Source organism: Chryseobacterium sp. HNCC26DJ239 (assembly GCF_057180445.1).
Map to the genome: position 1 here is coordinate 239,726 of NZ_JBXUGJ010000005.1, position 24,529 is coordinate 264,254.

Here is a 24,529-nt window from a genome sequence, read left to right on the forward strand (position 1 = left end):
ATATTAAATTAAAAACTTTAACTGAAATGAATTATACTTTAGGAGAATATCTTTATCTGGCAATGGGAGAGTGCAACGGGCACAAAGTGGTAATGGGAATTGGATACACCTACGAATATGCCGACAAAAAAGCAAAACAGTTCGAAGAAGCAAGCCAAGGAAAAGTAAAATATATTGATGTTTCAGTCGTAAAATCTGGTGACAAAGAAAAATGCAAGACTTTAGAAAGACAAGTTTAAATCTTCATTTTCCGATCATTTGTTTTTGGATTTTCAATCGATAATCATACCTTTGAAAAGGATAAGAAAGTCTTATTTTGAATCTTTCTTTTCGCGTAATTTATGAGCAATTGGATTCATTTAAAACTGTTAGTCTGTACAATTTTAATGTCAGTTATGATGTTGAATTGTAAAAAAAAAGAACCAAATTCATCTGAAAAATCCACTCAAAATTCTTTCATTTCCGTTGCGGCGGCAGCTAATCTTAGGGACGTTTTAGAAGATTTAAAACAAATTTACATCAAAGAAAATCCTGATAAAAAAGTAGAAATTACTTTTGGTTCTTCTGGTTTGCTGGTTCAGCAGATCTTAAATGGTGCACCTTTCGATTTGTTTTTATCTGCCGATACTCAATTTCCGGAAAAATTAAAAAGTGCTGGGAAAAATTATGGAAATCCGAAAATTTACGCTTATGGAAAGGTCGTTTTGTGGAGCTCGAAAAAGGACGTTTCTAAAGGTTTGGATTTGTTGCAAAATCCTGAAATAAATAAAATTGCCATCGCAAATCCTGAGCTCGCACCATATGGAAAAAATACAGTCGAAGCTTTAAAAAAATCAGGATTATATTCCAAAATTGAAAACAAAATCGTTTGGGCAGAAAACATCAGTCAAGTCGCACAATTTGCGTCGACAGGAAACGCAGATGTAGGTTTCATCGCACTTTCCAATGCTAAAAATAAAGAAATGATGAGGCGAGGAAATTTCTATGAATTATCTGAAAAAGAATGCGAGCCGATTGCCCAAAGCGGAATCGTTTTGAAAGGCAAAAGCCAAACTGAATCTCAAGATTTTTTTGATTTCATCAATTCGGAAAAAGCAAATGAAATTTGGAAACGTTACGGTTATCAAACCAAAATTTCAAAATAAATGCTCGACCAAGACTTTATTTACACCTTGCTCCTCACTGGGAAATTAGCGCTAATTACCACGGTAATCCTCATTCTCATTGGAATTCCGGTTGCGTATTGGCTTTCCTATTCTCGGTTTAAACTGAAATTCATTGCAGAAACTTTAATTTCAATGCCGATGGTTTTGCCACCGACAGTGATGGGATATTATCTTTTGGTAGCCTTCAGTCCGGAAAATGCTTTCGGGAATTTTCTTCAAAAATATTGTGATGTTCGGCTCGCTTTTTCGTTCCAGGGAATTGTGATTGCAAGTATCATTGCCAATCTTCCGTTTATGATTCAGCCATTGCAGAACGGGTTTTCGGCTTTGAATGATGATTTGCGACAAGCTTCCTACACAATGGGAAAATCGAAAATAGTTACTTTATTCAAAGTCCTTATTCCAAATATTAAAAAATCTGTTATCACTGGAATTGCGCTCACTTTTGCCCACTGTATCGGCGAATTTGGCATCGTGATTATGGTTGGCGGAAATATTCCCAAAGAAACCAGGATCGCTTCGGTTGCGATCTATGACCAGGTTCAGGCGCTCAATTTTGAGGCTGCTAACCGTTATGCATTCGTGCTTTTCATCCTTTCGTTTCTTATTTTATTGTTGATTTACAGCATTAACCGAAAAACTAATTTTACCACATTCCGATGATTGAAATTCAGATAAGACATCAAATTTTTACTTCGTCAGGAAATAAATTTCTTGAGGTTGATGAGCGGATTTCAGAAGGAAGTTTTGTGCACGTTTCCGGCGATTCCGGGATTGGGAAAACCACTTTTTTCAAAATACTTTCGGGATTGGTTGTTCCGGATTTTGGTTTCATTAAATTAAATGATAAAATTTTGCTGGATACTGCCAATAAAATATTTCTACCACCTCAAAAACGAAATATTTCATTGATGTTTCAGAATTACGCCTTGTTCCCAAATATGACTGTGAAACAAAATATCGCTTTCGCACAAACGGAAAAAGACGAAAATATCGTCGATGAATTATTAGAAAAGTTTGCCCTCAAAACCTTCGAGAATACATCGCCTTCTAAACTTTCTGGCGGACAACAGCAAAGGGTTGCATTGGCAAGAACTTTAGCCCAAAATGCTGAAATTGTTTTGCTCGATGAACCATTTTCTGCAGTAGATATTGCAATGCGAAAAGTGATGTTAAATGAATTATTGGAGTTTAATAAAAACAATAATTCCACATTTTTTGTCATCAGTCATAGTGAAGAGGAATTTGAAAGTTTTTCAACATACAATTTGAATATCATTTAATTAAAATCATAATTTTCAGCTTTAGATTCCATTAAAAATCCAAGGATTTTAACAAAATTAATTGTTAAAAATTAAAATAAGACAAAAATGTCTTATTTGTGATTTCTATCACATCTTTATTTTTATTCAGTATAAATAAAAACTATTTCTTTGTAAAAAAATTTATACTTATGAAAGTAAAATCACTTGTAGCTCTAGTATTGGGCTTATTCATTTTTAGTTCTTGTAACAGTAGTGATGATAGAGAAGAAGACATTGCAACAGCAGGAGAAATCAAAACGCATCAGTTTTTAGATGCCAGATCTTATACCAATTGGGTTTATTTTTCATTTTCAAAAAATGAAATTGTAACCGTTACCGATGTTCAAGATGACAAAAATTGGGACATTATCGCTTACGAATTGGAAAATGGAGAAATTATTTATATCCCTGAGTAATTAATGAAGAATTTTAGTGTTTGGTTAAAACTTTGCGTTTTCAATTTCTTTGTTGTGTCGGTTGTCGGCGTGATGATGAGGTACAATATGGCTTTTTCTTTACCAGGATTAACGCACAAATTTACGCAGGAAGCGCACTCGCATTTTGCTTTTTATGGCTGGGTTTCAGCAAGTATTTATCTTTTTGTTACGAAATATTTGAGTGAAATTTCCGAAAAAATAAACTTCAAAAAATACCAATATTTAATGACTGCCAACCAAATCGGTTCGTATGGAATGTTGTTCACTTTTCTTTATTGGGGCTATTTTTGGTTGTCAATCATATTTGCGTCAATTGCTTTGTTTACGGGATTTGCGTATTTTATATTTTTATTAATTGATACAAAATCAAATAGAAATCCTGAAATAATCTGGTTAAAATCAGGTGCTTTTTTTACCACAATTTCTGCAATTGGAATTTTTGGGTTGGCTTATTTTTCTTCCCGAAAAGATGAATTTGAAGTGCTTTTTAGAGCCTCAACTTATTTTTATCTGCATTATCAGTACAACGGATTTTTTCTGTTTTCGTGTGTCGGTTTGCTTTTGATTTCATTAAAAAAGTACGGCATTCAAATCTCAGAAAAATTGAATAAAACTATATTTTTCCTTTTATTCATCGGATGTTTTTTCGGTTACGGACTTTCAATTTTATGGACAGAAATTCCTGATTTGTTGTATGGATTTTTTACCATAGTTTCACTCATTCAACTTTTAGGAGCGTGGAAACTTTGGAGTTTTGTTTGGAAAAATCGATCGAAATTCTCAGGAAATCATTTCATTCAAAAATTATTATTGGCAGTTGTCGGATTTTCTTTTTTAATGAAGTTTATTTTGCAAATTGCTTCTGCTATCCCGTCTTTAGGCATTTATGCATTCAACAGCATCAATATTGTCATTGCGTATTTGCATTTGGTTTTACTATTGGGAATTAGTCTTTTTCTAATATGGAAAATAGTAGATTTGGACTATTTTAAATTTGATAAAACAGTGAATTGTGGTGTTTTATTAATGGTTTTCGGTATTGTTTTAAATGAAATCATCTTGTCATTGGCAGCTATTTTTTCCATCTTTTATATTCCGTTTTTGAGTGCAAAATATTGGTTGCTATTTGCCTCAGTTATCATTATGATTTCAATCGGTTCTTTTATCAAATCTTTAAAAGTAGACTAACTTTTTGGTAATTTCATAATCTTTTGATTCTCATTGATGTTATCGTCAATTTTCTCATATTATTTTTATTGAATTATCGATGGTTTTGATGGTGAAATTAGTATGATATAAATCCTTTTTTTCGTGCTTAAAAAATGTTGTTATTCTTGACATAACAACCTCTGAAAATCTTAAATTTGTTAGGACTTTCAGCACGGTTATTTTCTCTTGTAAGTACTATGAAATCTCGGAACTCAAACAATTAATTCAATTTATAAATAATGAACAAAAAACCTGTACACAACTTTCATATTCCTGTGATGGGACTCGCTTACACAATCGATAGTCCAATCCGTGTTGCTCAATTTGGGATCTCATCTGTAGTTTCAATTATAGATGACGAAATTGTTGAGAGAATGCGAGACTTTTATAGCAAAAAATTCAATTTCGATTTTACAGCAATTTCAATTAAATCTGAAGACCACAGAGCGGAGAGAATCACGGCTTATCTGGATATGATGGACGATATTGTGACCAAAAAGTTTAAGGATTTCAAAGAGGAAATTTCAAAAAATACAGAAACTCTCAAACAATATATTGGAATGTTGCCAAGTACTTCTGGCGTGAGAGATGGTTTGCAAAATATCCTCAACAAAAAAGATAATCTGGCGGAAAGCATCAAAAATTTCATCGATAATCATTTAAATCCAGGTGAAATAGATGTGAATATTATGACGAAAGTAGACAAGGATAATTTTGTGAAAGATGTTCAGCTTCCGACTATTTATAATGATGCACACGCTTCTTTGCGAGGTTTTGCCAATAGCAAATTGTCGTCATCCGTCATTTTTTCTGCCGGAATGAATCCAAGATTGTATAGTTATCTGGAAGAGTTTGAAGATTTTTTTCCTAATGAAAATGGCGAATTGAAAAAGAAAATCATTCTTAAAGTCAGCGATTTTCGCTCTGCGATGATTCAGGGGAATTTTCTTGCGAAAAAAGGACTTTGGGTTTCAGAATACAGAATTGAATCTGGACTAAACTGCGGTGGACACGCCTTCGCAACCGACGGACTTCTTATGGGGCCAATTATGGAAGAATTCAAACAAAAGAAAAACGAGCTTCAGGCTTCGGCTTTTGCTCTCTGGAAATCAGCCTTGGAGCAGAAAGGGAAAATGACAACTTCCGAACCTTTGGAAACCAGAATTTCTGTGCAAGGTGGTGTTGGAACTTCTGAAGAACACGAGTTTCTTTTGACCACATATAATGCGGACAGTGTGGGTTGGGGTTCGCCATTTTTGCTGGTTCCAGAGGCAACTTCTGTGGATCAGGAGACCAGGAACCTTTTGATAAATGCAAAAGAAGAAGATTATTACCTGAGCAATATGTCGCCATTGGGAGTTCCGTTTAACACAATCAGAGGCACGAGCAATGATGAAATCAAGGATATGAATATTTCAAATCAAAAATTTGGGAGTTCTTGTCCAAAGAAATTTTTGGCGCTCAGCAAAGAATTTACACCTAAAGGAACTTGTACGGCTTCCAAAAAATATCAGGATATAAAACTGAGTGAATTGAAAACTAACAGGTTAAAATTGACTGATAAACAATACGAGAAACAGAAGCAAAACATTACAGAAAAATCTTGTCTTTGTGTTGGACTTGCAAATTCTGCATATTTGGAGTTAGATATCCCGGTAAAAGGGGAGAAGCAAGGTGTTGTCATTTGTCCGGGACCGAATCTTAGTTTTTTTGATAAAGAGGTTTCACTTTCGAAAATGGTTCGTCATATTTATGGTTATGAGAATGTTTTATCAGATGATCGCCGTCCTCATTTATTCATCAATGAATTGAAACTGTATGTCGATTATTTTAAGAATGAAATTCTGGAATTCTCTGAAGAAATCACCAAATCTCAGGTGAAAAAGTGGGAGATTTTCAAAGGAAATTTGCTGAAAGGAATTGCTTATTACGAAGAACTTTTTGCCGAAACCAATTATTTCAAACCAAAATTAGATTCTATTTTTTCTGACTTAAAATCTTTCAAACTGAAATTGAATCAAATCAAAATTCCTCAATTATAATAACTGAATTCATAAATCACTTGGCACACCCATCATCTGCATCACGCTTCCAAGATCTTTTAAATCTTTGATTTTGTACTTGAACATAATCAGTATCTTTTCTTTTACAGCAACCGCAAGATGGTGGATAGGGCAAGGGTTATCTCCATTACACTGTTTAAGTCCTAAGAGGCAGGAAGTAAGAACTTCTTTTCCCTCGAAATTTTCATAAATATCTTTGATTGTCAGGTTTTCAAATTGTTCATCAGTCAGAAAAAAACCGCCCCCTTTTCCTTTTCCTGAAGAGATTAACTTTTTTTTCGTCAATTGTTGTAAGATTTTGGATGTGAAAGCGGTTGGTGTTCCGATGACTTCGGAAATATCAATAATTCCAATCTTTCTTTTTTCTGTTGCCAGTACAATACAAGCTTTGATGGCGTATTGGCAAGTATGTGAAAATATAAGCATTTGTGCAATTTATAGTCGGCAATTATAGCAACTTTATTAGTTTTTATTAAAATTCAATTTTGATACCTAAATTGCTGAAAACGACTATTTATTTTACTATGATAATGATTTATAAAAATGATTAATGAAATTAAATATGTCCTTAGTTTCCATTAGAAAAACTAAGGACATTTTTTTATTTAATTTTAAAATTCGGAGCGATTCTAAAAGCAATCCACGACCAAGTTTGCAGGTTTTTTGGTTCAGGAACATTCTTCAGATATTCCATGCTTTTTCCTGAAAACATAAACGAATGACCAAGATTTGCAGTAATTGATTTTCCGATTTTATGAGTGAAAACTAAATCTAATTCGGTTCCTAAAAAATTTGAATATTTTTCTCCCAAATTATTTAAGCCCAATTTTCCATTGGATGTAAATGCGTGAAAATTGGCTTGAAGATTAGAATTTGAGTTAAATTTATAAGTAGATTTCAGATAATAATCGTTCAAGCCAAAACTGTTGAAATGATTTGTCCCGAAATAAAAATAATCCATAAAACCATTATAAAGATGATTAGTTCCGTACAGAGGACTGAAAGATCTATTCTTGCCGGCTTCCGTATCAAAACTTCTTCCGGAAAGCCATTCTGTTCCCAAAACCACGTTAAATTTCGGTATGATGATGAAGTCTGAATTTACAGAAAATTGATAAGCAGATTTACTTTGAGCGGCTGTATTTTTTCCGGTTTGATAATAAGCAGAACCAAAAAAACCGAAATTTTCAAAATATTTTTTTGAGTTAATTCCTACGGTCAACATATCGTAATGTGTACCAGACGGGTTTTGTAAAACCTGGTTCAAAGCGACTGCGGAGAACTGTAACTTGTTTTTTCCTGTGTATTGGTAATGGATGATTTGTAGAGATTTTGTGATTTCTCCGGCTTCTGTAATATTATAAACTTCTTTGTCGGGAAGGTCATTCGCGTCATTGTCGTCATTATTGTAAGTAATAACGGTTTCTAATTTTGAACTCGGAGTTAATTTGAAAATACCTTTTAAAGCATCAAAACTTCGTCCCTGCATTGCCCAATCCAATGCCCCAATTAATCGTTCGTTGTCGTAAGAAAGAATTTGCCGTCCCAATTTTAAGGCAAATCGTTCTGAAAATTGATAATTGGCCCAAGCCTCATTCAGAATAAAATTCTGATTTTTACTTGCAGTAGAAGAGGATTCACCCCAAGTTCTTACGTCTTGTGCAGAAATGTAAACTTCCAGATTTTTATAGTAATAATCAATTCCGAAACGAGCTCTTGATACAACCGTCGTTTCTGCTGATTTTCCTTTTGGGATTAGCGTTCTTGCTCCGTTATCCAGTTCGGCTCTTGTTCTGAGGTCAATGTTCATTTTCAGGCTGTCGACTTGTGCATTTGTGATTCCAAAAGCAAAGACCAGAAAGCTGATGGCGATTTTAGTTTTATACATCTTCTTATTATTCGGTGGTTATTTTATAGGTTTTATGACAAGCAACACAGTTGTTGAGCAATTGATTGAGCTTTTCCTGAGTTAGTTGGCGGTCGTATTTCTTTTTTGCCATTTTTGCCATCACATCAAAAAGTTCGTGAGTTTGAAAGCCCATTTGTTTAAATTCAAACGGTAAAGATTTTACAAGACCTTGTGGCACCGCATCCACTTTGCAGGTTCCGGATTGTTGTCCGACTTTTGCAATGATTTCAGGATCATTTTTAGCAATTCCTTCGTTGATCTTTTGGACGCTTTCCAGAAAACCTCTCATTTCTGCCATAACAAACTCCCGGTTTTCTTTTGCCATTTTGATTTCATATCTTCCCTCTTTTTCAGCAATTACCTTTTCACCCTTGTAAAAAAATTGATAGATCAATCCCGCATTCAGAGCGATAGATATCAACAGTAAAACTGAAGTTATTTTCTTTTGCATTACAATTTTTTAAATTAATAAACGAGCTTAAAGGAAATACTAGCAAGGTCTTTCACATCCTTTTTTTGTATAGAAATGCCAGTTGACGGCGGTTGCACAAACACATCCTACCACCAAAAACCAAAAGAATAATCTGGAATCTCCAGTCAATGCTCTGGATTGTGTGATCAAAATATTAAATACGAAAGGACCAAATGCAGCCACTGCTGCTGTCCAGCCGATAACACCTGCTGCTTTTCTCGGTGATTCTGAAAAAATAACTGGAAACTGTTTGAAAGTCGCTGCATTACCTATTCCTGTGAAGAAAAATATGGCTAATACTATGAGAAGAAATCCCTGAAATTGATCCGGTGAAGTTGGGGTCAGATAACCGCCAAGAATCAATCTGGAAATTAAAATTATCAATGATATTCCCGTGAAGTGAGTCAAATATGCACCACCTATCTTGTCTGCCACTTTCCCGAAAATCACTCTGGATGCAGAACCGATTAGGGGACCGTAAAATGCAAACTGTAAAGGGTCAATGTTCTTATCTAAGGGTGTATAGAGATTTTTTATCATCAGGGGGAAAGCCGCAGAAAATCCTGCAAAAATTCCGAAGGTCATTATGTAGGTCATCGTACAATACAAGGTGTGACGGTCTTTGAAAATATCCAGCTGCTCTTTGAAAGAAGCTTTTACGGGAATACTTTTTAATGAAAACCAAGCCCAAATTCCAACGATCAATAAAGGAATCACATAGATAAATGCAGTATTTTCCAGGTAGATCGTTTTTCCGGTTTCCACGATGATTTCACCGCCGCCTAAAAATGAGAACAGTGTAAGACTCATAATCAAAGGAGAGAGTAGCTGTACCAGACTTACCCCAAAATTACCGACACCTGCCTGGATTCCGAGTGCTGTTCCTACCTCCTTTTTAGGGAAAAATAATGAAGTAGACGGCATGAAGGATGAAAAATCTCCACCTCCAATCCCTAATAAGAATCCTATCAGCATAAAATAAGTGAATGATGTTTGGGGATTCATCACAGCAAATCCTAACATTAAAAGAGGAATTATTTTGATCAGTGAACTGATGGAAATAACTTTTCTTGTTCCGTATATGGGAATTAGAAATGTATTGACGATTCTTAGAATACCACCCGCCAGTCCGGGCATAGCGGCCATCCAGAAGAGCTGGTCATCTGTGAATTGAAAACCGATGTGCGGAAGTTTGATAACGATAACACTGTAAAGAAACCAGGTTGCGAAAGAGAAAGTAAGTGCAGCTGTGGTGATGGCCAAAGTTTTCCAAGCTATCTTTTTCCCACTGCGTTTCCAAAATTCTTCATTTGACGGATCGTAGTCCGTTAACCAATTTGACTCGTTCATATTGTAGTAATTTATTCTTTTAGTTTATTTTAATCTTTGTTGTTGTTGACGTGCTCAATTCTGTCTTTAAGATGCGGTGCAGCATTGTTTGTCATTTTTTTAATAACCTGATTCATCCAGAACAATGAGATAGCGGAAATGAGAAATACGAAAATCCATGAACTGGTCCATAACCCTGAAAAATCTAATAAATATCCAAAAAGGATAGGACCAATAAATCCGCCTAGACCACCAATTAATCCAACCATTCCGCCGACAACACCGACTTCATTCGGAAAATATTCAGGGATATGTTTATAAACTGCTGCTTTACCGATTCCCCACATAATGCCGATGAGAATCACCAAGATTGAGAAAACCCAGATGTGTGCTTCAAATTTGATCAATGTGACACCTTGTGCCAAAAGCTGCTTTTTCTGTACGCGCTCGTTTTGTTTTACTAAAATTTCCTGCCATGAAAAGGATTCGGGTAATACTGAAGTTTGTTGGGGAATCTCAGGTTTTGCACTGATAGCAAATTCGGCATTATCAAGAATGATCTTTTCATTTCCAAAACTTTTTACGATTCCTGTTTTTTTTGCTGTGATGCCTTTTCCGGGAGTTAGAATCTCCATTTTCGGAAGCATCAGAAGTCCGCTTAAAATCAGTGAAGAGTATAAGATCCAGTACATCACTTTTCTAGCACCGAATTTATCTGAAAGATAACCGCCAAAAGCGCGGATAACGCCACTGGGTAAGCTGAAGGCTGATGCCAAAAGTCCTCCTAAAACCAATGAGGTTTTGTAGACACTCACATAGTAAGGCATCAACCACTGAGAGAAAGCGACAAATAAGCCGAATACTAAAAAATAATAAAGACCAAATCGCCAGACTCTCATGTTCGAGAGAGGTTCGAGAAGTTGTTTTGTAGACTTGTTTTGTGCGGTAACTTTCTTATTTTTCACAAAGAGTAGAAAGATGCATCCTATGATGACCAATGTAATTCCATAGAGTATGGGAAGCATTCTCCATCCATTCTCTGGGTCTTCGGCAGATAGATAATTAAGTAGAGTGGGGGCAAAAAATGTGGTTAAGGCAGCGCCTGAATTTCCCATCCCAAATATTCCCAAGGCACGTCCCTGCCATTCTTTTGGATACCAAGCTGATGTAAAGGCAATTCCTACGGCAAAACCTGTCCCAATCATTCCGAATAAGGCACTTAGCAGAAAGTAGATCCAATAGGAATCTGCAAAATAGAGTAGGAACAATGGAACACTGCAAAGAAGTAGTAGGGTTGAAAATACAGGTTTTCCACCGTATTTATCAGTTAAAATTCCCAAGGGTAATCTCATAATGGAGCCCGTAAGAATGGGAATTCCGAGCAGCCAGCCAGTTTCGACGACTGACCAGTTGAAAATATTATTATCTACGAGATAAGTTACGAGAACTCCGTTCAATGTCCAGCAAGCAAAACAAATGGTAAAAGCCAGTGTATTTAATACTAGAATTTTGTGAGCGGAAGATAAATTTGCATCCATTGATTGTCTTTTTTTAGATGTTTATTATTTCTTCAGCAAAGATATTATAAATAAGATATTTTTGTCTTATTTTGATTTTTTTTTCTATTTTTGTGTCATAAATCATACTGCTCGTTATCCTACAGGAAGCTGATACAGGATTTTGTTTATTGTGTGTAATGTCTCCATTAAAACTTTAAAGATGAAGCAAATCGTCGGAATCAAAATCATACTATATGTACATGATCAAAAAAGAAGCACAGAATTCTATACTGCCTTATTTCGAAGGAAGCCTCATATTAATGTTCCGGGGATGACAGAATTTATCCTATCTGATCACTGCAAATTAGGATTGATGCCCAATGATGGTATTGTAAAAATTCTGAAGGATTTTATGCCTCATCCTGATAGGGGAAATGGTATTCCACGCTGTGAGCTATACCTGCGAACAAATGGTGTAACTGCCGAGTATGATAACGCTTTACAGATTGGAGCAAAGCTCATCAGTGTTGTTAAAAGTCAGAACTGGGGAGATGATGTCTGTTCGCCTTGGAGAGAATTTTGTGAAGAATTAATTGCAACAGAAATTTTAAACTGGCGGCCTTTTAGATACATCGACTATAGATTTAAGAAAAAAAGTCAATCACCTATAATTGATTTGGATATGGGAGGTAAAGGTCTTTTTATTTATGAAGTTTTTGATTTAGTAATTAATGATGACCAAATGCCATTACTTAAAGATTTAAAGAATAAAACATCTGAAAATTACATCTGGGTTACGGATGAAGTTATTCAAACACTAGGTGATGAGAGGGGTTCGAAATCTTTTCCACATGAAATTGGACCACATACAAAGTATGCACAAAACTTAAAATGGAGTAAATAAAACATCAACTACCATTTACATAGAAAAACCTTTAAATACTTTTATTTAAAGATTTTTCTATGTAACTCTTTTTTTTAACAATTATTGCCGATTTTTATTGAGTATTAAATCGGAACTTTTTATCTATTATTTTTTTAAGTTGGTATCTTCTTTTAGGTAATTATAAATTTATAAAATTGCTAATTAATGTATTTGCAAACAAGTATTGTAAATCGTCAGCAAAAAGTAGACATTATATAGTATAAAAGTTAAGGAGTGTTTTCAAAAAAAGAATTACATTTAATTATGGAAACACCTAAAAAGAAAAGTTCCGAAAAATTCGTAAAAGACATCCGTAAAAATACAAGGAGGATTTTTACAGCCGAGCAGAAAATTTTAATCGTAATGGAAGGGCTTCGTGCAGAAACTTCTGTAGCGGAACTATGCCGACAGCATAATATTGCCCAATCTCAGTTTTATTCCTGGAACAAAGAATTTATGGAAGCCGGTAAAAAACGACTCAATGGTGATGTTATTAGAGAAGCAACGAGTGATGAAGTGTCGGATTTGAAGAAAGAGAATGCACGCCTGAAAGAGATGGTTGCCGATCTGGTTCTACGCTACGACATCGTAAAAAAAAGCTTAGACATGCTGGATTAACCCATAAATACAGAAAGTTTATGAGATTATCAGCAAGTGAGAAATACGAAATTATTCAAGAAGTTACTACGAGCGAAATTGGTGTAAAACGAACCCTGGAAAGCTTTGGGATTGCAAGAAGTACTTTCTATAAGTGGTATCAGAAATACCTTGAAAACGGCTACGATGGCTTGGAGACATCCAAAAGAACATCGAAAAGACAGTGGAACAGCATTCCGGAAGAACAAAAAGATTTGGTAGTAGAAATCGCTTTGGAACACACCGAACTTTCCTCAAGAGAACTGGCGCACAAAATTACCGATGAACAAGGTGTTTTCATCTCAGAATCCAGTGTTTACAGGATTTTAAAGCAACGGGATTTGATTCCAGCTCCGAATCATTTTCTTCTTTCAGCAGCAAATGAATTTAAGGATAAAACAGAATTTGTGCATCAGATGTGGCAGACTGATTTTACCTATTTTAAAGTTATTGGCTGGGGTTGGTACTATCTGAGCACTGTTTTAGATGACTACAGCAGGTATATCATCCACTGGGAGTTATGCGATTCGATGAAAGCTGAAGATGTGAAACGAACAGTAAATACAGCGATTGAAAAAGCAAAATTAAAGTCTAAAGCCAAACCGAAATTACTCTCAGATAATGGTTCCTGCTACATATCAAACGAACTCAGAACCTATCTGAAAGACGATTTGAAGATGAAGCAGGTTCACGGAAAGCCGATGCATCCGCAAACCCAAGGGAAAATAGAACGTTACCACAGAACGATGAAAAATGTGGCTAAACTCAATCATTTTTATCATCCTGACGAACTTGTGGAAGCTTTAGAAAAATTCGTAGAAAATTACAACAACAACCGATATCATGAATCTTTGAAAAACCTTCCTCCAGCAGATGTTTACTTCGGCAGATCTGAGCAGATTTTGGAAAAAAGAAGCCAAATAAAATCGGATTCAATCCGAAAAAGAAGACAGACACTATCCCACAAAGTGTGTAAGTAGAAAAGTTAGTCTTGGATTTTATAATCTGAGCCTTTTTTCAAAAATAAGCATAAATTGGTTTAAAACCAATCCCCAATTATGGATAGGCATTGTCCATTTTTTGGTAGCTTCTTTTAGAGCAAGATACACCGACTTTAAAACAGCATCATCCGTAGGAAAAGACATTTTATTTTTAGTGTATTTTCGGATTTTTCCATTCAGGTTTTCAATTAAATTGGTGGTGTAAATGATTTTTCGGATTTCGATTGGGAAATCAAAAAATACGGTGAGTTCGTCCCAATTGTTTCTCCAGGATTGAATGGTGTACAAATATTTACTTTCCCATTTGGTTGCAAAATCTTCCAGGGCTGCTTTGGCGGCTTCTTTTGTAGGCGCAGTATAAATGTGTTTCATATCGGCAGAAAACGCTTTTCTGTCCTTCCAAACCACGTATTTACAAGCATTTCTTATCTGGTGGACTACGCAGATTTGGGTTTGGGATTCAGGGAAAACGGAGCGGATGGTCTGGGTAAATCCATTTAAATTATCGGTAGCGGTAATCAAAATATCTTCAACACCACGAGCTTTTAAATCGGTTAAAACACTCATCCAAAAGCTGGAACTTTCGTTCTTTCCAAGCCACATTCCCAAAACTTCTTTTCGCCCTTCACGATTGAGCCCTACGGCTAAATAAATGGTTTTGTTAATGACTTTTGAGTTTTCTCGAACCTTGAAAACAATTCCGTCCATCCAAACAATCAGATACAATTCGTCTAAAGGTCGGTTTTGCCACGCAACGACTTCACTGGCAACAGCATTAGTTATCCGAGAAATTGTTGATGTAGAAACCTCAAAATCATACATCTCACTAATCTGTTGTTCAATATCCGAAACGCTCATTCCTTTAGCATAAAACGAGATAATGATATTCTCCAAACCATCGATGATATTGTGTCTTTTGGGAACTAAAGCAGGTTCAAAACTCCCTCCTCGGTCACGGGGAACTTTAATTTCGGATTCGCCAAAGGATGACTTAATCTTCTTAGTTCCATGTCCGTTTCGGTAGTTTCCATTGGTGGTTTTTTCGTGTTTTTCATTGTCAAGATGGCTGTCTAATTCAGCATCAAGCATGTGTTCTACTGCTTTTTTGTGCAGTTCTTTGAAGAACGAGGTTAAATCTTCTCCGTTCTTAAAGGATTTGTAGAAATCCTTGTTGTTTAATAAATCTTCTTTATTGGTCATAACTGTATAATGTTTAAAAATAGTAAAAAGTTATTTCCGAAAAATTTTTTGAGCTTTGAGGGCTCAAAATTTTTCAGAATAACTTTTCTACTTACACAGTTAGTAGGACACTACCTAGTAATTTGTACGAACGTCTTTTTATCGTCAAATATTACCTCTAGTACTGTTAATATATCCGTTGATATGTGTATGAAAATAGCTTCAAGTTCATTTTGTTTTTAGAAGCTTTTGGACTATAGATACTCAGATTACGCAAATAGATATTCAATAACTATTTGCTCGTTTATTTACCGAAAATTTATTTTTCATCTTTTTTGAATGCTTTTCCCTCAACATAAGTAATAATAGAAACAAGCTTGTTGTTTTTATCATAATTAAAGATTGTTCCATTTCCATTAGTAAGCGTTCCTTTCTCTAATGGTTTTCCTTGGGAAGTGTTTGTTTCTATTATTTCCCAAGTTAAGTGGCTGTTTTTATTTGCATCATATTTAAAAAGAACTTTTTGCATTACTACACCATTGTCGTAATACCAGATACCAACACCGTTTCGAAAACCATTAATGTGATTGCATTCAAATTTTAGTTGCCCGTTACTGTAATAGGTTTGAAGGTTTCCGCTTCCATTTGAAGAAATTAGATTTCCCGATTTATCATAAATAGAATTCATTTTTGTATAAGTGCCATAATTCCAGAGTTCGCTTGAAGATTTTTTACCATTAGGATGATAAAAAAACTGCTCTCCGTGTTTTTTTCCGTCAACAAAATATCCTGTTTGCATTGGGGTAATTTTATTCTTTATGGTAAAATAAAAAGTATAATTTCCCTGTGCTACATCATTTTTCCAATTAGATTTTTCAAATAAAATACCTTCTTGATTATAAAATTTCCATTCACCCTCTTTCTTTCCGTTTACTTCATTTCCTTCGCCGGAAAGTATTCCGTTTGGGTGGTACTTTTTCTGTTTAACAGTTTTTTGATTAGTCTTATTGGGGAATAATTCATCACTTGTTTTTGCCAACTGTGTATTACTATAAGCATCCCAGTCTACCCCGTCCACCATTGTGGCGGTACCATCATATTCTTCTTTGCTCCAACCTAATTTTTCCTCTTGTTTGTAGGATTCCTCAGATATTTTCGCTATCCCTGCAGATCCTTGCATTAATGTACAACTATTATACATCAAACTTCCGTAATACAACTCTCCCCATTTGCCGTTATTACTCACGTTTGCTACTCCATACTCGTCGAAGTTCCCAGCTTTGTCAAACGTATGTTCACAAATGTTCTTGCCCGATTTATCTATATAAAACCATTTTCCATTTTTTTTCACTGCGGCATACCCAAATGAAAAGCCGTGAGCGTCATTATATTGAGGTTTTATAATTTCTGCTTTTGTTTTACTGTCCATAAAGCCCCATAATCCTTTATTGGATTTAAAAGCCGTTAATTTCTGTGCTGTAACATTGCTGAAAGAAAGCGATGTGATGATAGATATTAGAAATAGTTTTTTCATAAGATGTTTTTTTATTCTAATTCAGTTATTGGTTTTCAATCTATTCCTTTGTAATGAAATTTTATTTTTTTTTGATATAACCTTTCTTTTTTACAAAACATTTACCATTTTGAGCTTGTAAGATATTCAGTAATAAGTGTATGAAATTCATTGACACGTTCATTAGGAACAAAAAAATAAATTACATCAACTTTTTCTGGCTCTACATATTGGCGAAGAATACCTACAGTATATCTATATTTATTTATTTTAAAAGGAAATGTAACCGTTACCACAGAGAAATCTTTATTTTTCTCAATAGTCTTTACCTTAAAGTTTTTTATTGCCTCATCTGGTATGTTAAAAGACCAATAGTAGTCTTTATTTTCAAAGGTAATTCTTATTCTCGATAAAAAAAATTCGTTCATACTAGAGATAAATTCTTCTCCGTTGCTGGCCTTTACCGTAAAATTGTATGGTAAATCGCCATCGTAAAAAATATCTCTTAATTTTTCTGTATATCTGCTTCTTGTGGTACTTTCTTGCTGCACCATCATTTTGAATATTTGCTTTTCGCTGTCTAATACTTCTTTTGTATAAACTCCAATTGTATCTCCTTTATCAACTGTAAATGATTTTCCGATAGGTTCAAAGGGATTATTTATGTCTCTAAAAGCTAGAAAATGCGGAATAATATGACTTTTACTATCAAGAGATTTATAGTTCGTATTATCTTTTTTATATCCTTTTTCTATTAATTTCGACATTAAATTAATACTCTTGGATCCTAAATTTACAATTACAGAACTGCATTTATAACTTTCTTCATATGTAAATGTGCAAATTACAGTTACTTCTTTATTTTCAAATGTATCTTTCCAAGAGATATAATAATTTTGTTCATAACCCAAATCATAATAATTGGTTATATTCTCTTTCGTTAGTTGATCTTTAACATCGGTTAAGAACTTCCCTAAATACTTTTCATAATTTTGCCCGAAAGCAAAGGAGCTAAGTAAAAAATAAATAGCAAAAAAAGTTTTAAATATAGTTTTCATAATTATTTTTTTAAGCGTAATTTTTTTATAATTTCCAGCAAAGCTTTTCTGTTTTTGGCTTCATGATAAAATTTTGGAAGTTTCTCAAGTAGGGTGAAATGGCTTCTGTCTTTATGCTCGCGAAGTTTTGCTGAAATATATTGTTCTAAATAATCTAAATGTTTTTCGTTATAAGCAATAAAATAATCGCCTTTAAAAGGTACTGCATACCATAAACCAACATCAAAATAAGAACTTGCGGCAACTTTAAAATTTCCAGACAATCCAAAATAGCTGAGTTCGGTATCAGTTGTTTTATTGTATCCACAAAATAAACAATATAAACGGGCTTCCTTTTTCTCGTAATCTACCGTCGCGATTGCCTTTTTTGCACATTTTGGACAAGAAACATGAACTTCTGTTTCAAAATGGGTTAAGCGAAGGTTTTCGTCGTTGAAGCGGGAGTTCATAAAAACTTATTTAGAAATTAGTTTTAAGTCTAATATATAGTCTGCAAAAAAGTAAAAGTCATCTTTTTCAGCATCAGAAGTTTTATTGTAATTTTCTTCATAAAAAAACAAATAGTGCTCTTTTTTGTGCACATCATTATTTGTAGACTTAAAAACTATCGAGAAAATTAGATTATTAGTATCAGCAAGTTGTTCGTATTCTTTTTCGGTTAAGCGCGTGACAAGATTGTTTGTAATTTCTTTTTCGATAGAAGTATTATTGGGCATCCTTAATATTATTTTATTACTTATTACATCTTTTTCCTGAGTAAAGGCAATCACAATGGTCATTTTCACATAACCAGATTCTACTTTCCAAGTAAGATACGGTAATTTTTTACTGTCAATTTTTTCGAAATACTCAATTTTATCTTGATCGAGTAGCTTTTTTACATCGGTAATTGTTTCACCTAGATATTTTTCAAAACCTTGTGCGGAAGAAAAGATGCTTAATAAAAGTAACGTAGTAAGAAGAATTTTTACGAGTATTTTCATTTTTCTGTTTTATTATAATATTATTTCTTTTTCATTTTTGCAAGTACCTGTTGGGTTATATCTGAAAATAGAATGGCAACTTCGGCCTGAAAAGCAGCTTTATTGGTTACTAAGCTGTATTTATTCGTTTTTGCAATGTCTTGAACCTGGCTTTTTATTTTAGCACTATGTGCATTAATTTCTTTAGATAATTTTTCGTAAGTGCTTCGTTCTTGGTCACTCAAATTACCAGATTGGTTGTAGATATTCAATAAAGCATTTGATTCTTCATATTTTTTTACAACATCGGGATATTGCTCATAAATAACGTTTAAATCAATATACGCAATTTCCGTAGATGGAATTTCCTGAAGGATAACGGTACTATTTTTAACAAGACCCAACTCTTTTTTTAGCAACGAAATACCATTAGGAACTTTAGTGTTTAGAAAATAGCAATCGTCAAAATCAAGAAAAATGATGTGTTGTGAAGCGATTTTCTCATACGCTTCTTTATATTTTTTGTCAATTTTTGCTCTAGATTTTTCTTCCAAGTATTTGTATTCCCTATTTAATTGCTCATTCATATCGTTGAATTCTTGTGCTAAACGTCTACGATAGGTATCAAATTTTTGTTTCTTTTCTTCTGCAGACCATGAGTCAAATTCTTTCTCTCGTTCTTTGTATACAATCTCTTCACCCACTTCTGGCCCCATTTTGAAATGATTTTTTTCAGTAAGTGCTTCCACCAATTCTTTCTTGGTAAACTCATTGTAATCCCGTAGCTCATGTTGCATATTTTTGTTGAGCGCTTCTGTACGTTCGTATCTACTTTTATACCCATCACCAGGGAGAAGCTGATCCATCTCATCTAGCGATAATTTATATTCATCACTTTTCAAGTAGGCAAATTTATAATCCGTTTGTGCTTGAAATTTGGCTGCAACAAACAAAATACTCAATAGCAGGATTCTTGTTATTTGTTTCATTGTAATTATCGTTTTTTTTAAAATTTTTAATCTGCCCAAACACCTTTTTCTACAAAATAGCCAGACTTCCTGAAATATTTGATGAGCATATCGGCAAAATCTTCGTTATTTTTTTCTTGATTAAGCTGTAAAAAAAATTGGTCGGTTTTATAAGATTCCTTTTCACCATTTTCATTGATTGTAGTAACTAAAACAGCATTTTTTTGAGTAGTAAAAAGGATGTTAATGTCTTTCTGAACTTTTTCTATTGCACCTAAATTTACCTCCTGCTTTTCGGTATAGAACTTTCCGGTAGATTCATTTTTCTTTTTTATCTCAACCGAAAGAATTTTTAAATCAGCCTGCAAGATTCTTCTCATGGTTTGCGGATCTTCTTGATATTCTTCCATTACCACAATACTGTCTTGCAGTTGATAAAACTGAACTACCTCAAACTTTTCCGCATCAGGATTTTTCTCAATTCGTTTCAGCTCCTTTTTGAGTTCTTTGTTCAATAATTTTACAAGCTTATTGTTTTGGGAATAGGCAAAAGCAGATTGTAGTAAAAATATTACTAAAATAATTTTCAAACCAATAGTTTTCATGTACTAATTTATTGTTGGTTTTTTATTTCACCTTTTTTTCTGTAAAGTTCACTAATTCTGCACTTAACAAAGAATTATATAAAGATTTATCTTGAGGTGCTTTTATTTGTGTTCCATCAATATATTTCACTTCATCATCAGCGAAAGTTAATAATTCTGATTTACTCAAAGTACTGCTATTCGGTTGAAGAGGGAACATTTCGTTTGTTGTATGTCCTTTTAAAGATTTAATAAATGTTTTTGTTTTGCTTTTCAAAGTAGCTTTTATTTCAAAACTTACCGCATATAGTTGAGATGAACTGTTGTTGAATGCTTTGGTTTCCAAAATATTTCCATCTCTAATTACTTTTACTATAATATCTGGATTGGAAGTTTTAAGCTCGATTGTTTCTATTTTGGTTTTTGTTTGTGCTTTTATACTGCTCAATCCAAAAGTTGTAAATAGTATTATTGGAAACATCAAATTCGTGTTTTTTAAATCTAATTTCAAAAAAGTTTTCATAATTATAGTTTTTTAAGATAAATAGTTGTAACAAAGGTTTCGATTGTGCTTTTACCTTTTTCAAAATTATTGAGAAGCATCCGAAAAAAAATCACTAGAAATAGTGATTTTTAACTATTTTTAACGAAAATTAATATCCATGTTCACACTAACTACCATAAAAGATGTCTGGTCAAAAATTGCCAAGCATCAAAGTGGAAATATCCCGTTAGATTTTGAAATTACGGTTTACAAAAAGCTGTTAGATCTTTTTCATGTGGGTGATTATTACTACTATATTTTTAATACAGCCCATGCGAATATCGAATTTACAAGTGACGGTTTTGAGAAGGTTACCGGCTTTAGCCCTCACGTTTTTTCTGTAGAATGGGTGGTAGAGAATATACACCCAATAGACCAACCTAGGTTCTTTAATTATGAAAAAATGGTTACCGATTTTTTTAACAAACTTCCGCCTGAGAAGGTTCTAAAATATAAAGTAAGCTATGATTACAGAATAAAAACCAAAGAAGGTAAATATAAATGGATTTTACAGCAGGTAACGACAATACAAACCAAAGAAGATGGCGCAGTAATTAGAGTAATTGGAATTCATACCGACATTACTCATATGAAGACAGATCATAAACCATCTGGATTATCATTTCTAGGTTTAGATAATGAGCCTTCTTATTTGAATTATCAAGAAGAAAGTTTACACACGGATCCTGTGGCAGAAAAATTCACCTCCAAAGAGAAGCTAATTTTGAATCTTGTTGTTCAGGGCAGAACTACAAAAGAGATTTCTGAAATACTCAATAAATCTGTGCACACGATAAATTCCCATAGAAAAAATATTTTCCAAAAGTCGAGAGCAATTACGGTAGCAGATTTAGTTTCGAAATCTATAGAAAATAACTGGGTTTAGAAAGTATATCCATGTTTGAAAAAAATATCAGTGAAATTAGATGTGAAATAACCCACTGATGTAAATGATAGTGCCAATTAAGTAATATTCATTTGAATTTCATCACAAAATAAATGCGGAGAATACCTTAATTAATCACCGTGAATCTTGCGGAGAATAATTTGTATATTTACCGCATTAATATAAATAAAAATGGCAATTTACATTCATCAGCTTAACAATTGGGCAAATTTCCAGTGGAATGAACAGGATTTTATTACGCTTTTAAGTGAAGTGAGAAATCTCCAAGGAAAGTTAATGGGTAAAGTTGAGCTACTTGGATTTGAATTAAAAGATGAAGCTAACTTAGAAACATTGATACAGGATGTTGTTCAATCTTCCGAAATAGAGGGTGAAATATTGAATCCCGAACAGGTACGTTCATCAATTGCAACGAGGTTGGGTTTAGAAGATTCAGGTTTGCAACATATAGATAGGCATGTTGATGGAGTGGTAGAAATGATGTTGGACGCAACACAAAATAATGATAAAACATTGAGTAATGAAAGACTTTATGGTTGGCATGCAGCATTATTCCCAACAGGAAGGAGTGGAATGTATAAAATTGAAGTCGCAAAATGGCGTTCAGGAGATATGCAGGTAGTTTCTGGTGGTATGGGAAGAGAAATAGTACATTATGAAGCTCCAAAAGCAGAACTTCTAGAGCATGAGATGAAACAATTTATAGATTGGTTTAATACAGAAACTCAGTTAGATCCAATTCTAAAAGCCTCAGTAGCTCACTTATGGTTTGTTACCATTCATCCATTTGATGATGGAAACGGTCGTATTGCTCGTGCGATTACCGATATGCAACTTTCAAAAGCAGATGGGGTAAACCAGCGTTTTTACAGTATGTCGGCACAAATTAAAAATGAGAGAAAGTCTTATTACAAAATCTTAGAACATACTCAAAAATACGATTTAGATATTACAGAGTGGATTATTTGGTTTCTTGAATGTTTAAAAAAAGCGATTCTATCTTCTAGTACAATTATAGATAAAGTAGTAAAGAAACATCAGTTTTGGGTTAGGAATTTGGGATTGATAAGTAATGAACGTCAACAAAAAATGCTTACCATGTTAATCGATAATTTTGAGGGAAATCTAAACACTTCTAAATGGGCAAAAATAACTAAATCATCTCAAGATACTGCGTTAAGAGATATAACCGATTTAGTGAAAAAAGGAATTTTGATTAAAGCAAATTCTGGAGGAAGGAGTACTCACTACGAATTGAAAGATTAATTTATTTGGGTTTAAAAGCATTGTCCGATATTACCAATAGTATTAGTAGATGTTTCATAGTGTGATAAAATTAGTTTTGACATGAAATTAATGATTTTGGTAAGATTTTCTTTACTTTTGTTCTAACAATCTGCAAATGCATTTTGTTAAATTTTTGAATTAATTTTGAGGATAAAACTTCTATAAAAATTTAAAAATAAGTAAGCTTTACATGTGAAATTTGAGGTGTTTTAAACTAAATTTTAATGAAATTTCAAGTAACTTTAGCAGTAACTTTAAGTTAAAATTTAGAATTCTGATAGCCTCTGCATGCCGTTTAAACGGGGTTTGTTAACGTGGTTTTGAGTAAAAACTCTCTCATAATCAGGTGGTCCTTGGTTCGAGCCCAAGTGGGACCACGTTATAAATAAAACACTTACAGAAATGTAAGTGTTTTTTTGTTTTAAAAAATTCTAAAACTTTCTTTATTGTGATTGTAGGTGGCGGTTTAAAAATAATTTTAATTCTTCTCATCTTTTTATAAAAAAGAATCTTTAGCTTCGTATTTTTAAATTTAGTTTTGAAAATAATGAATCTAAGCATCAAAAATAAAAAACTGAAGGCCGTTGTTTTTTCTATTTTGGGATTGGCAATTGTCGTTGCGGCGTTGGTTTTTTATCAAAAGAAAATACGTTACAATTTGGTGACTATTACAGAGAATAAAGTCTATAATTCCGGTGCAATTCCACCAAATGAGTTGAAAGGTTTTGTGGATGAGCATAAAATTAAAACCATTGTTGATTTAAGAGATGGTTTAATTCAGACCGAGCTGAATCCAGAATCTAAAGACCAAGTAAATGCAGAAAAAGTAGCTGCAGATAAGATTTCAGGAGTGCATTATTACAATTTGCCGGTAGACCAAGTTCCTCCGGATAGCATGGTTCAGAAGTTTCTTACGATTATGGATAATCCGGCTAATTATCCTGTTTTAATACATTGTCATCATGGAGTAGGGCGCTCTCGTTTGTTCAGCTCTATTTACAGGATTGAGTACGAAAATTTTTCCAATGATGATGCCCGAAAAAATGCAAGATTGTTTTGGGAATTCGGAACTAATTTTTCTAAAACATCAGAAAAAGGAACGTATTTGTTGAATTATAAAAAGAGGTAAGATGTTTAAATTTTATATTTTCTTAGCAGCAGGAATAATTCTCCTTGTTATTAAAATTGCTGAATATTTTATAAACAATTCGGATAAAAGAAAAATAGAAAAGCTAAAAAAAGATAGCTTTAAAATAAATGTTCAGTTAAAAGATATTACTGTTTTGTCAAATTCTTGGAGTAATGAGATAGAGCCCACGAAAAGTGAACAAAGAACACTTCTTTACGACAAATTAACGAACAATGATGTTCGGGAATCTAAATATGAAACTGTTAATATGGTTCTTTTAAACTATAATTTTAAGTTTGAAGGCAATGTATATCAATACAGTAAAACTATAAATGTTGAAAAAGAAAAACTAAGGGTTGGCTTTGTTTTTCAAAAAGAAACGGTTTTATATTTCAATCCTAAAACACATCAAATGTATTTAGATCTAGAGTTTTTAGGTGATTAATAC

Annotated in this window: 26 protein-coding genes; 13 read left to right on the forward strand and 13 right to left on the reverse strand. The window is 33.6% G+C overall.

What is annotated here, in order from left to right; translation table 11 throughout:
- The first annotated feature begins 26 nt into the window (after positions 1 to 26).
- The 7 genes from AC2A1D_RS12765 to AC2A1D_RS12795 all read left to right on the forward strand — a co-directional run bounded on the left by AC2A1D_RS12765 (position 27) and on the right by AC2A1D_RS12795 (position 6,158).
- Positions 27 to 239 carry a hypothetical protein gene (locus tag AC2A1D_RS12765; protein WP_124802777.1) on the forward strand — a complete coding sequence of 71 codons (213 nt, stop codon included), beginning with the start codon at positions 27 to 29 and terminating at the stop codon, positions 237 to 239.
- Positions 240 to 395: 156 nt separating this feature from the next.
- Positions 396 to 1,145: a molybdate ABC transporter substrate-binding protein gene (gene modA, locus AC2A1D_RS12770; protein ID WP_484043981.1), complete on the forward strand. Its 750-nt coding sequence runs from the start codon at positions 396 to 398 to the stop codon at positions 1,143 to 1,145.
- Entirely contained in the window at positions 1,146 to 1,829 is a 684-nt protein-coding gene (gene modB / locus AC2A1D_RS12775) for a molybdate ABC transporter permease subunit (protein WP_002978670.1), read from the forward strand.
- Positions 1,826 to 2,449 (forward strand): ATP-binding cassette domain-containing protein, encoded by a 624-nt coding sequence (locus tag AC2A1D_RS12780; RefSeq protein WP_484043982.1) that lies wholly within the window; start codon positions 1,826 to 1,828, stop codon positions 2,447 to 2,449. Before modB ends, AC2A1D_RS12780 begins: the two co-directional genes overlap by 4 nt.
- A 170-nt stretch (positions 2,450 to 2,619) precedes the next feature.
- Positions 2,620 to 2,886 (forward strand): hypothetical protein, encoded by a 267-nt coding sequence (locus tag AC2A1D_RS12785; protein WP_484043983.1) that lies wholly within the window; start codon positions 2,620 to 2,622, stop codon positions 2,884 to 2,886.
- 3 nt (positions 2,887 to 2,889) lie between these two features.
- The gene (locus AC2A1D_RS12790) at positions 2,890 to 4,095 is read left to right on the forward strand and encodes a hypothetical protein (RefSeq protein WP_484043984.1); all 1,206 of its coding nucleotides are present in this window, start codon (positions 2,890 to 2,892) and stop codon (positions 4,093 to 4,095) included.
- Positions 4,096 to 4,355: 260 nt separating this feature from the next.
- Positions 4,356 to 6,158 carry a hypothetical protein gene (locus AC2A1D_RS12795; RefSeq protein WP_484043985.1) on the forward strand — a complete coding sequence of 601 codons (1,803 nt, stop codon included), beginning with the start codon at positions 4,356 to 4,358 and terminating at the stop codon, positions 6,156 to 6,158.
- Positions 6,159 to 6,167: 9 nt separating this feature from the next.
- Here AC2A1D_RS12795 and AC2A1D_RS12800 read toward each other — a convergent pair whose 3' ends face one another.
- The 5 genes from AC2A1D_RS12800 to AC2A1D_RS12820 form a co-directional block, all read right to left on the reverse strand.
- On the reverse strand, positions 6,168 to 6,605 hold the full coding sequence (locus AC2A1D_RS12800; protein WP_484043986.1) for an RrF2 family transcriptional regulator: 438 nt from the start codon (positions 6,603 to 6,605) through the stop codon (positions 6,168 to 6,170).
- Between the two features lie 175 nt (positions 6,606 to 6,780).
- Positions 6,781 to 8,067, reverse strand: a complete 1,287-nt coding sequence (locus AC2A1D_RS12805; RefSeq protein ID WP_484043987.1) for an alginate export family protein — start codon at positions 8,065 to 8,067, stop codon at positions 6,781 to 6,783.
- 7 nt (positions 8,068 to 8,074) lie between these two features.
- Positions 8,075 to 8,539, reverse strand: coding sequence for a hypothetical protein (locus AC2A1D_RS12810; protein WP_002978677.1), 465 nt, complete (start codon positions 8,537 to 8,539; stop codon positions 8,075 to 8,077).
- 39 nt (positions 8,540 to 8,578) lie between these two features.
- Positions 8,579 to 9,910: an MFS transporter gene (locus AC2A1D_RS12815; RefSeq protein WP_332655190.1), complete on the reverse strand. Its 1,332-nt coding sequence runs from the start codon at positions 9,908 to 9,910 to the stop codon at positions 8,579 to 8,581.
- Between the two features lie 29 nt (positions 9,911 to 9,939).
- The gene (locus tag AC2A1D_RS12820; RefSeq protein WP_484043988.1) at positions 9,940 to 11,427 is read right to left on the reverse strand and encodes an MFS transporter; all 1,488 of its coding nucleotides are present in this window, start codon (positions 11,425 to 11,427) and stop codon (positions 9,940 to 9,942) included.
- Positions 11,428 to 11,608: 181 nt separating this feature from the next.
- Here AC2A1D_RS12820 and AC2A1D_RS12825 point away from each other — a divergent pair, with 181 nt between their 5' ends.
- A complete protein-coding gene (locus AC2A1D_RS12825) occupies positions 11,609 to 12,292 on the forward strand; it encodes an SMODS-associated NUDIX domain-containing protein (protein ID WP_332655186.1) in 684 nt (227 codons plus the stop codon).
- Positions 12,293 to 12,577: 285 nt separating this feature from the next.
- A protein-coding gene (locus tag AC2A1D_RS12830) for an IS3 family transposase (RefSeq protein WP_484043989.1) occupies positions 12,578 to 13,929 on the forward strand; the annotation gives its coding sequence in 2 pieces (ribosomal slippage) (positions 12,578 to 12,913 and positions 12,916 to 13,929; 1,350 coding nt in all).
- 18 nt (positions 13,930 to 13,947) lie between these two features.
- On the opposite strand, the gene AC2A1D_RS12835 is transcribed toward AC2A1D_RS12830, so the two are convergent.
- From AC2A1D_RS12835 to AC2A1D_RS12870, 8 genes are all read right to left on the reverse strand, one after another.
- The gene (locus AC2A1D_RS12835; protein ID WP_332655184.1) at positions 13,948 to 15,150 is read right to left on the reverse strand and encodes an IS256 family transposase; all 1,203 of its coding nucleotides are present in this window, start codon (positions 15,148 to 15,150) and stop codon (positions 13,948 to 13,950) included.
- A gap of 298 nt (positions 15,151 to 15,448) precedes the next feature.
- On the reverse strand, positions 15,449 to 16,663 hold the full coding sequence (locus AC2A1D_RS12840; protein ID WP_484043990.1) for a WG repeat-containing protein: 1,215 nt from the start codon (positions 16,661 to 16,663) through the stop codon (positions 15,449 to 15,451).
- Between the two features lie 101 nt (positions 16,664 to 16,764).
- The gene (locus AC2A1D_RS12845; protein WP_484043991.1) at positions 16,765 to 17,700 is read right to left on the reverse strand and encodes a hypothetical protein; all 936 of its coding nucleotides are present in this window, start codon (positions 17,698 to 17,700) and stop codon (positions 16,765 to 16,767) included.
- Between the two features lie 2 nt (positions 17,701 to 17,702).
- The gene (locus AC2A1D_RS12850; protein WP_332655178.1) at positions 17,703 to 18,149 is read right to left on the reverse strand and encodes a hypothetical protein; all 447 of its coding nucleotides are present in this window, start codon (positions 18,147 to 18,149) and stop codon (positions 17,703 to 17,705) included.
- 6 nt (positions 18,150 to 18,155) lie between these two features.
- Complete coding sequence (locus tag AC2A1D_RS12855) at positions 18,156 to 18,683, reverse strand: hypothetical protein (protein WP_484043992.1); 528 nt, start codon at positions 18,681 to 18,683, stop codon at positions 18,156 to 18,158.
- A gap of 20 nt (positions 18,684 to 18,703) precedes the next feature.
- On the reverse strand, positions 18,704 to 19,651 hold the full coding sequence (locus AC2A1D_RS12860) for a hypothetical protein (protein ID WP_484043993.1): 948 nt from the start codon (positions 19,649 to 19,651) through the stop codon (positions 18,704 to 18,706).
- A gap of 26 nt (positions 19,652 to 19,677) precedes the next feature.
- Positions 19,678 to 20,235, reverse strand: coding sequence for a hypothetical protein (locus tag AC2A1D_RS12865; RefSeq protein ID WP_484043994.1), 558 nt, complete (start codon positions 20,233 to 20,235; stop codon positions 19,678 to 19,680).
- Between the two features lie 22 nt (positions 20,236 to 20,257).
- Positions 20,258 to 20,737: a hypothetical protein gene (locus AC2A1D_RS12870; protein WP_484043995.1), complete on the reverse strand. Its 480-nt coding sequence runs from the start codon at positions 20,735 to 20,737 to the stop codon at positions 20,258 to 20,260.
- A 139-nt stretch (positions 20,738 to 20,876) separates the two neighbouring features.
- Here AC2A1D_RS12870 and AC2A1D_RS12875 point away from each other — a divergent pair, with 139 nt between their 5' ends.
- The 4 genes from AC2A1D_RS12875 to AC2A1D_RS12890 all read left to right on the forward strand — a co-directional run bounded on the left by AC2A1D_RS12875 (position 20,877) and on the right by AC2A1D_RS12890 (position 24,526).
- Positions 20,877 to 21,644: a LuxR C-terminal-related transcriptional regulator gene (locus AC2A1D_RS12875; RefSeq protein ID WP_484043996.1), complete on the forward strand. Its 768-nt coding sequence runs from the start codon at positions 20,877 to 20,879 to the stop codon at positions 21,642 to 21,644.
- Between the two features lie 192 nt (positions 21,645 to 21,836).
- Positions 21,837 to 22,931 carry a Fic family protein gene (locus AC2A1D_RS12880; protein WP_484043997.1) on the forward strand — a complete coding sequence of 365 codons (1,095 nt, stop codon included), beginning with the start codon at positions 21,837 to 21,839 and terminating at the stop codon, positions 22,929 to 22,931.
- A 568-nt stretch (positions 22,932 to 23,499) separates the two neighbouring features.
- Positions 23,500 to 24,081 carry a dual specificity protein phosphatase family protein gene (locus AC2A1D_RS12885; RefSeq protein ID WP_484043998.1) on the forward strand — a complete coding sequence of 194 codons (582 nt, stop codon included), beginning with the start codon at positions 23,500 to 23,502 and terminating at the stop codon, positions 24,079 to 24,081.
- A gap of 1 nt (position 24,082) precedes the next feature.
- Positions 24,083 to 24,526, forward strand: coding sequence for a hypothetical protein (locus tag AC2A1D_RS12890; protein WP_484043999.1), 444 nt, complete (start codon positions 24,083 to 24,085; stop codon positions 24,524 to 24,526).
- The last annotated feature ends 3 nt before the right edge of the window (positions 24,527 to 24,529 follow it).

What these genes read in the sequence shown, in the direction of transcription:
- AC2A1D_RS12815 (WP_332655190.1), bottom strand. Translation starts at nt 9,910, where the DNA reads ATGAACGAGTCAAATTGGTTAACGGACTACGATCCGTCAAATGAAGAA.
- AC2A1D_RS12835 (WP_332655184.1), bottom strand. Translation starts at nt 15,150, where the DNA reads ATGACCAATAAAGAAGATTTATTAAACAACAAGGATTTCTACAAATCC.
- AC2A1D_RS12840 (WP_484043990.1), bottom strand. Translation starts at nt 16,663, where the DNA reads ATGAAAAAACTATTTCTAATATCTATCATCACATCGCTTTCTTTCAGC.
- AC2A1D_RS12870 (WP_484043995.1), bottom strand. Translation starts at nt 20,737, where the DNA reads ATGAAAACTTTTTTGAAATTAGATTTAAAAAACACGAATTTGATGTTT.
- modB (WP_002978670.1), top strand. Translation starts at nt 1,146, where the DNA reads ATGCTCGACCAAGACTTTATTTACACCTTGCTCCTCACTGGGAAATTA.
- AC2A1D_RS12805 (WP_484043987.1), bottom strand. Translation starts at nt 8,067, where the DNA reads ATGTATAAAACTAAAATCGCCATCAGCTTTCTGGTCTTTGCTTTTGGA.
- AC2A1D_RS12850 (WP_332655178.1), bottom strand. Translation starts at nt 18,149, where the DNA reads ATGAACTCCCGCTTCAACGACGAAAACCTTCGCTTAACCCATTTTGAA.
- AC2A1D_RS12880 (WP_484043997.1), top strand. Translation starts at nt 21,837, where the DNA reads ATGGCAATTTACATTCATCAGCTTAACAATTGGGCAAATTTCCAGTGG.
- modA (WP_484043981.1), top strand. Translation starts at nt 396, where the DNA reads ATGATGTTGAATTGTAAAAAAAAAGAACCAAATTCATCTGAAAAATCC.
- AC2A1D_RS12800 (WP_484043986.1), bottom strand. Translation starts at nt 6,605, where the DNA reads ATGCTTATATTTTCACATACTTGCCAATACGCCATCAAAGCTTGTATT.
- AC2A1D_RS12865 (WP_484043994.1), bottom strand. Translation starts at nt 20,235, where the DNA reads ATGAAAACTATTGGTTTGAAAATTATTTTAGTAATATTTTTACTACAA.
- AC2A1D_RS12825 (WP_332655186.1), top strand. Translation starts at nt 11,609, where the DNA reads ATGAAGCAAATCGTCGGAATCAAAATCATACTATATGTACATGATCAA.
- AC2A1D_RS12765 (WP_124802777.1), top strand. Translation starts at nt 27, where the DNA reads ATGAATTATACTTTAGGAGAATATCTTTATCTGGCAATGGGAGAGTGC.
- AC2A1D_RS12860 (WP_484043993.1), bottom strand. Translation starts at nt 19,651, where the DNA reads ATGAAACAAATAACAAGAATCCTGCTATTGAGTATTTTGTTTGTTGCA.
- AC2A1D_RS12855 (WP_484043992.1), bottom strand. Translation starts at nt 18,683, where the DNA reads ATGAAAATACTCGTAAAAATTCTTCTTACTACGTTACTTTTATTAAGC.
- AC2A1D_RS12795 (WP_484043985.1), top strand. Translation starts at nt 4,356, where the DNA reads ATGAACAAAAAACCTGTACACAACTTTCATATTCCTGTGATGGGACTC.
- AC2A1D_RS12785 (WP_484043983.1), top strand. Translation starts at nt 2,620, where the DNA reads ATGAAAGTAAAATCACTTGTAGCTCTAGTATTGGGCTTATTCATTTTT.
- AC2A1D_RS12780 (WP_484043982.1), top strand. Translation starts at nt 1,826, where the DNA reads ATGATTGAAATTCAGATAAGACATCAAATTTTTACTTCGTCAGGAAAT.
- AC2A1D_RS12820 (WP_484043988.1), bottom strand. Translation starts at nt 11,427, where the DNA reads ATGGATGCAAATTTATCTTCCGCTCACAAAATTCTAGTATTAAATACA.
- AC2A1D_RS12845 (WP_484043991.1), bottom strand. Translation starts at nt 17,700, where the DNA reads ATGAAAACTATATTTAAAACTTTTTTTGCTATTTATTTTTTACTTAGC.
- AC2A1D_RS12810 (WP_002978677.1), bottom strand. Translation starts at nt 8,539, where the DNA reads ATGCAAAAGAAAATAACTTCAGTTTTACTGTTGATATCTATCGCTCTG.
- AC2A1D_RS12875 (WP_484043996.1), top strand. Translation starts at nt 20,877, where the DNA reads ATGTTCACACTAACTACCATAAAAGATGTCTGGTCAAAAATTGCCAAG.
- AC2A1D_RS12890 (WP_484043999.1), top strand. Translation starts at nt 24,083, where the DNA reads ATGTTTAAATTTTATATTTTCTTAGCAGCAGGAATAATTCTCCTTGTT.
- AC2A1D_RS12885 (WP_484043998.1), top strand. Translation starts at nt 23,500, where the DNA reads ATGAATCTAAGCATCAAAAATAAAAAACTGAAGGCCGTTGTTTTTTCT.
- AC2A1D_RS12790 (WP_484043984.1), top strand. Translation starts at nt 2,890, where the DNA reads ATGAAGAATTTTAGTGTTTGGTTAAAACTTTGCGTTTTCAATTTCTTT.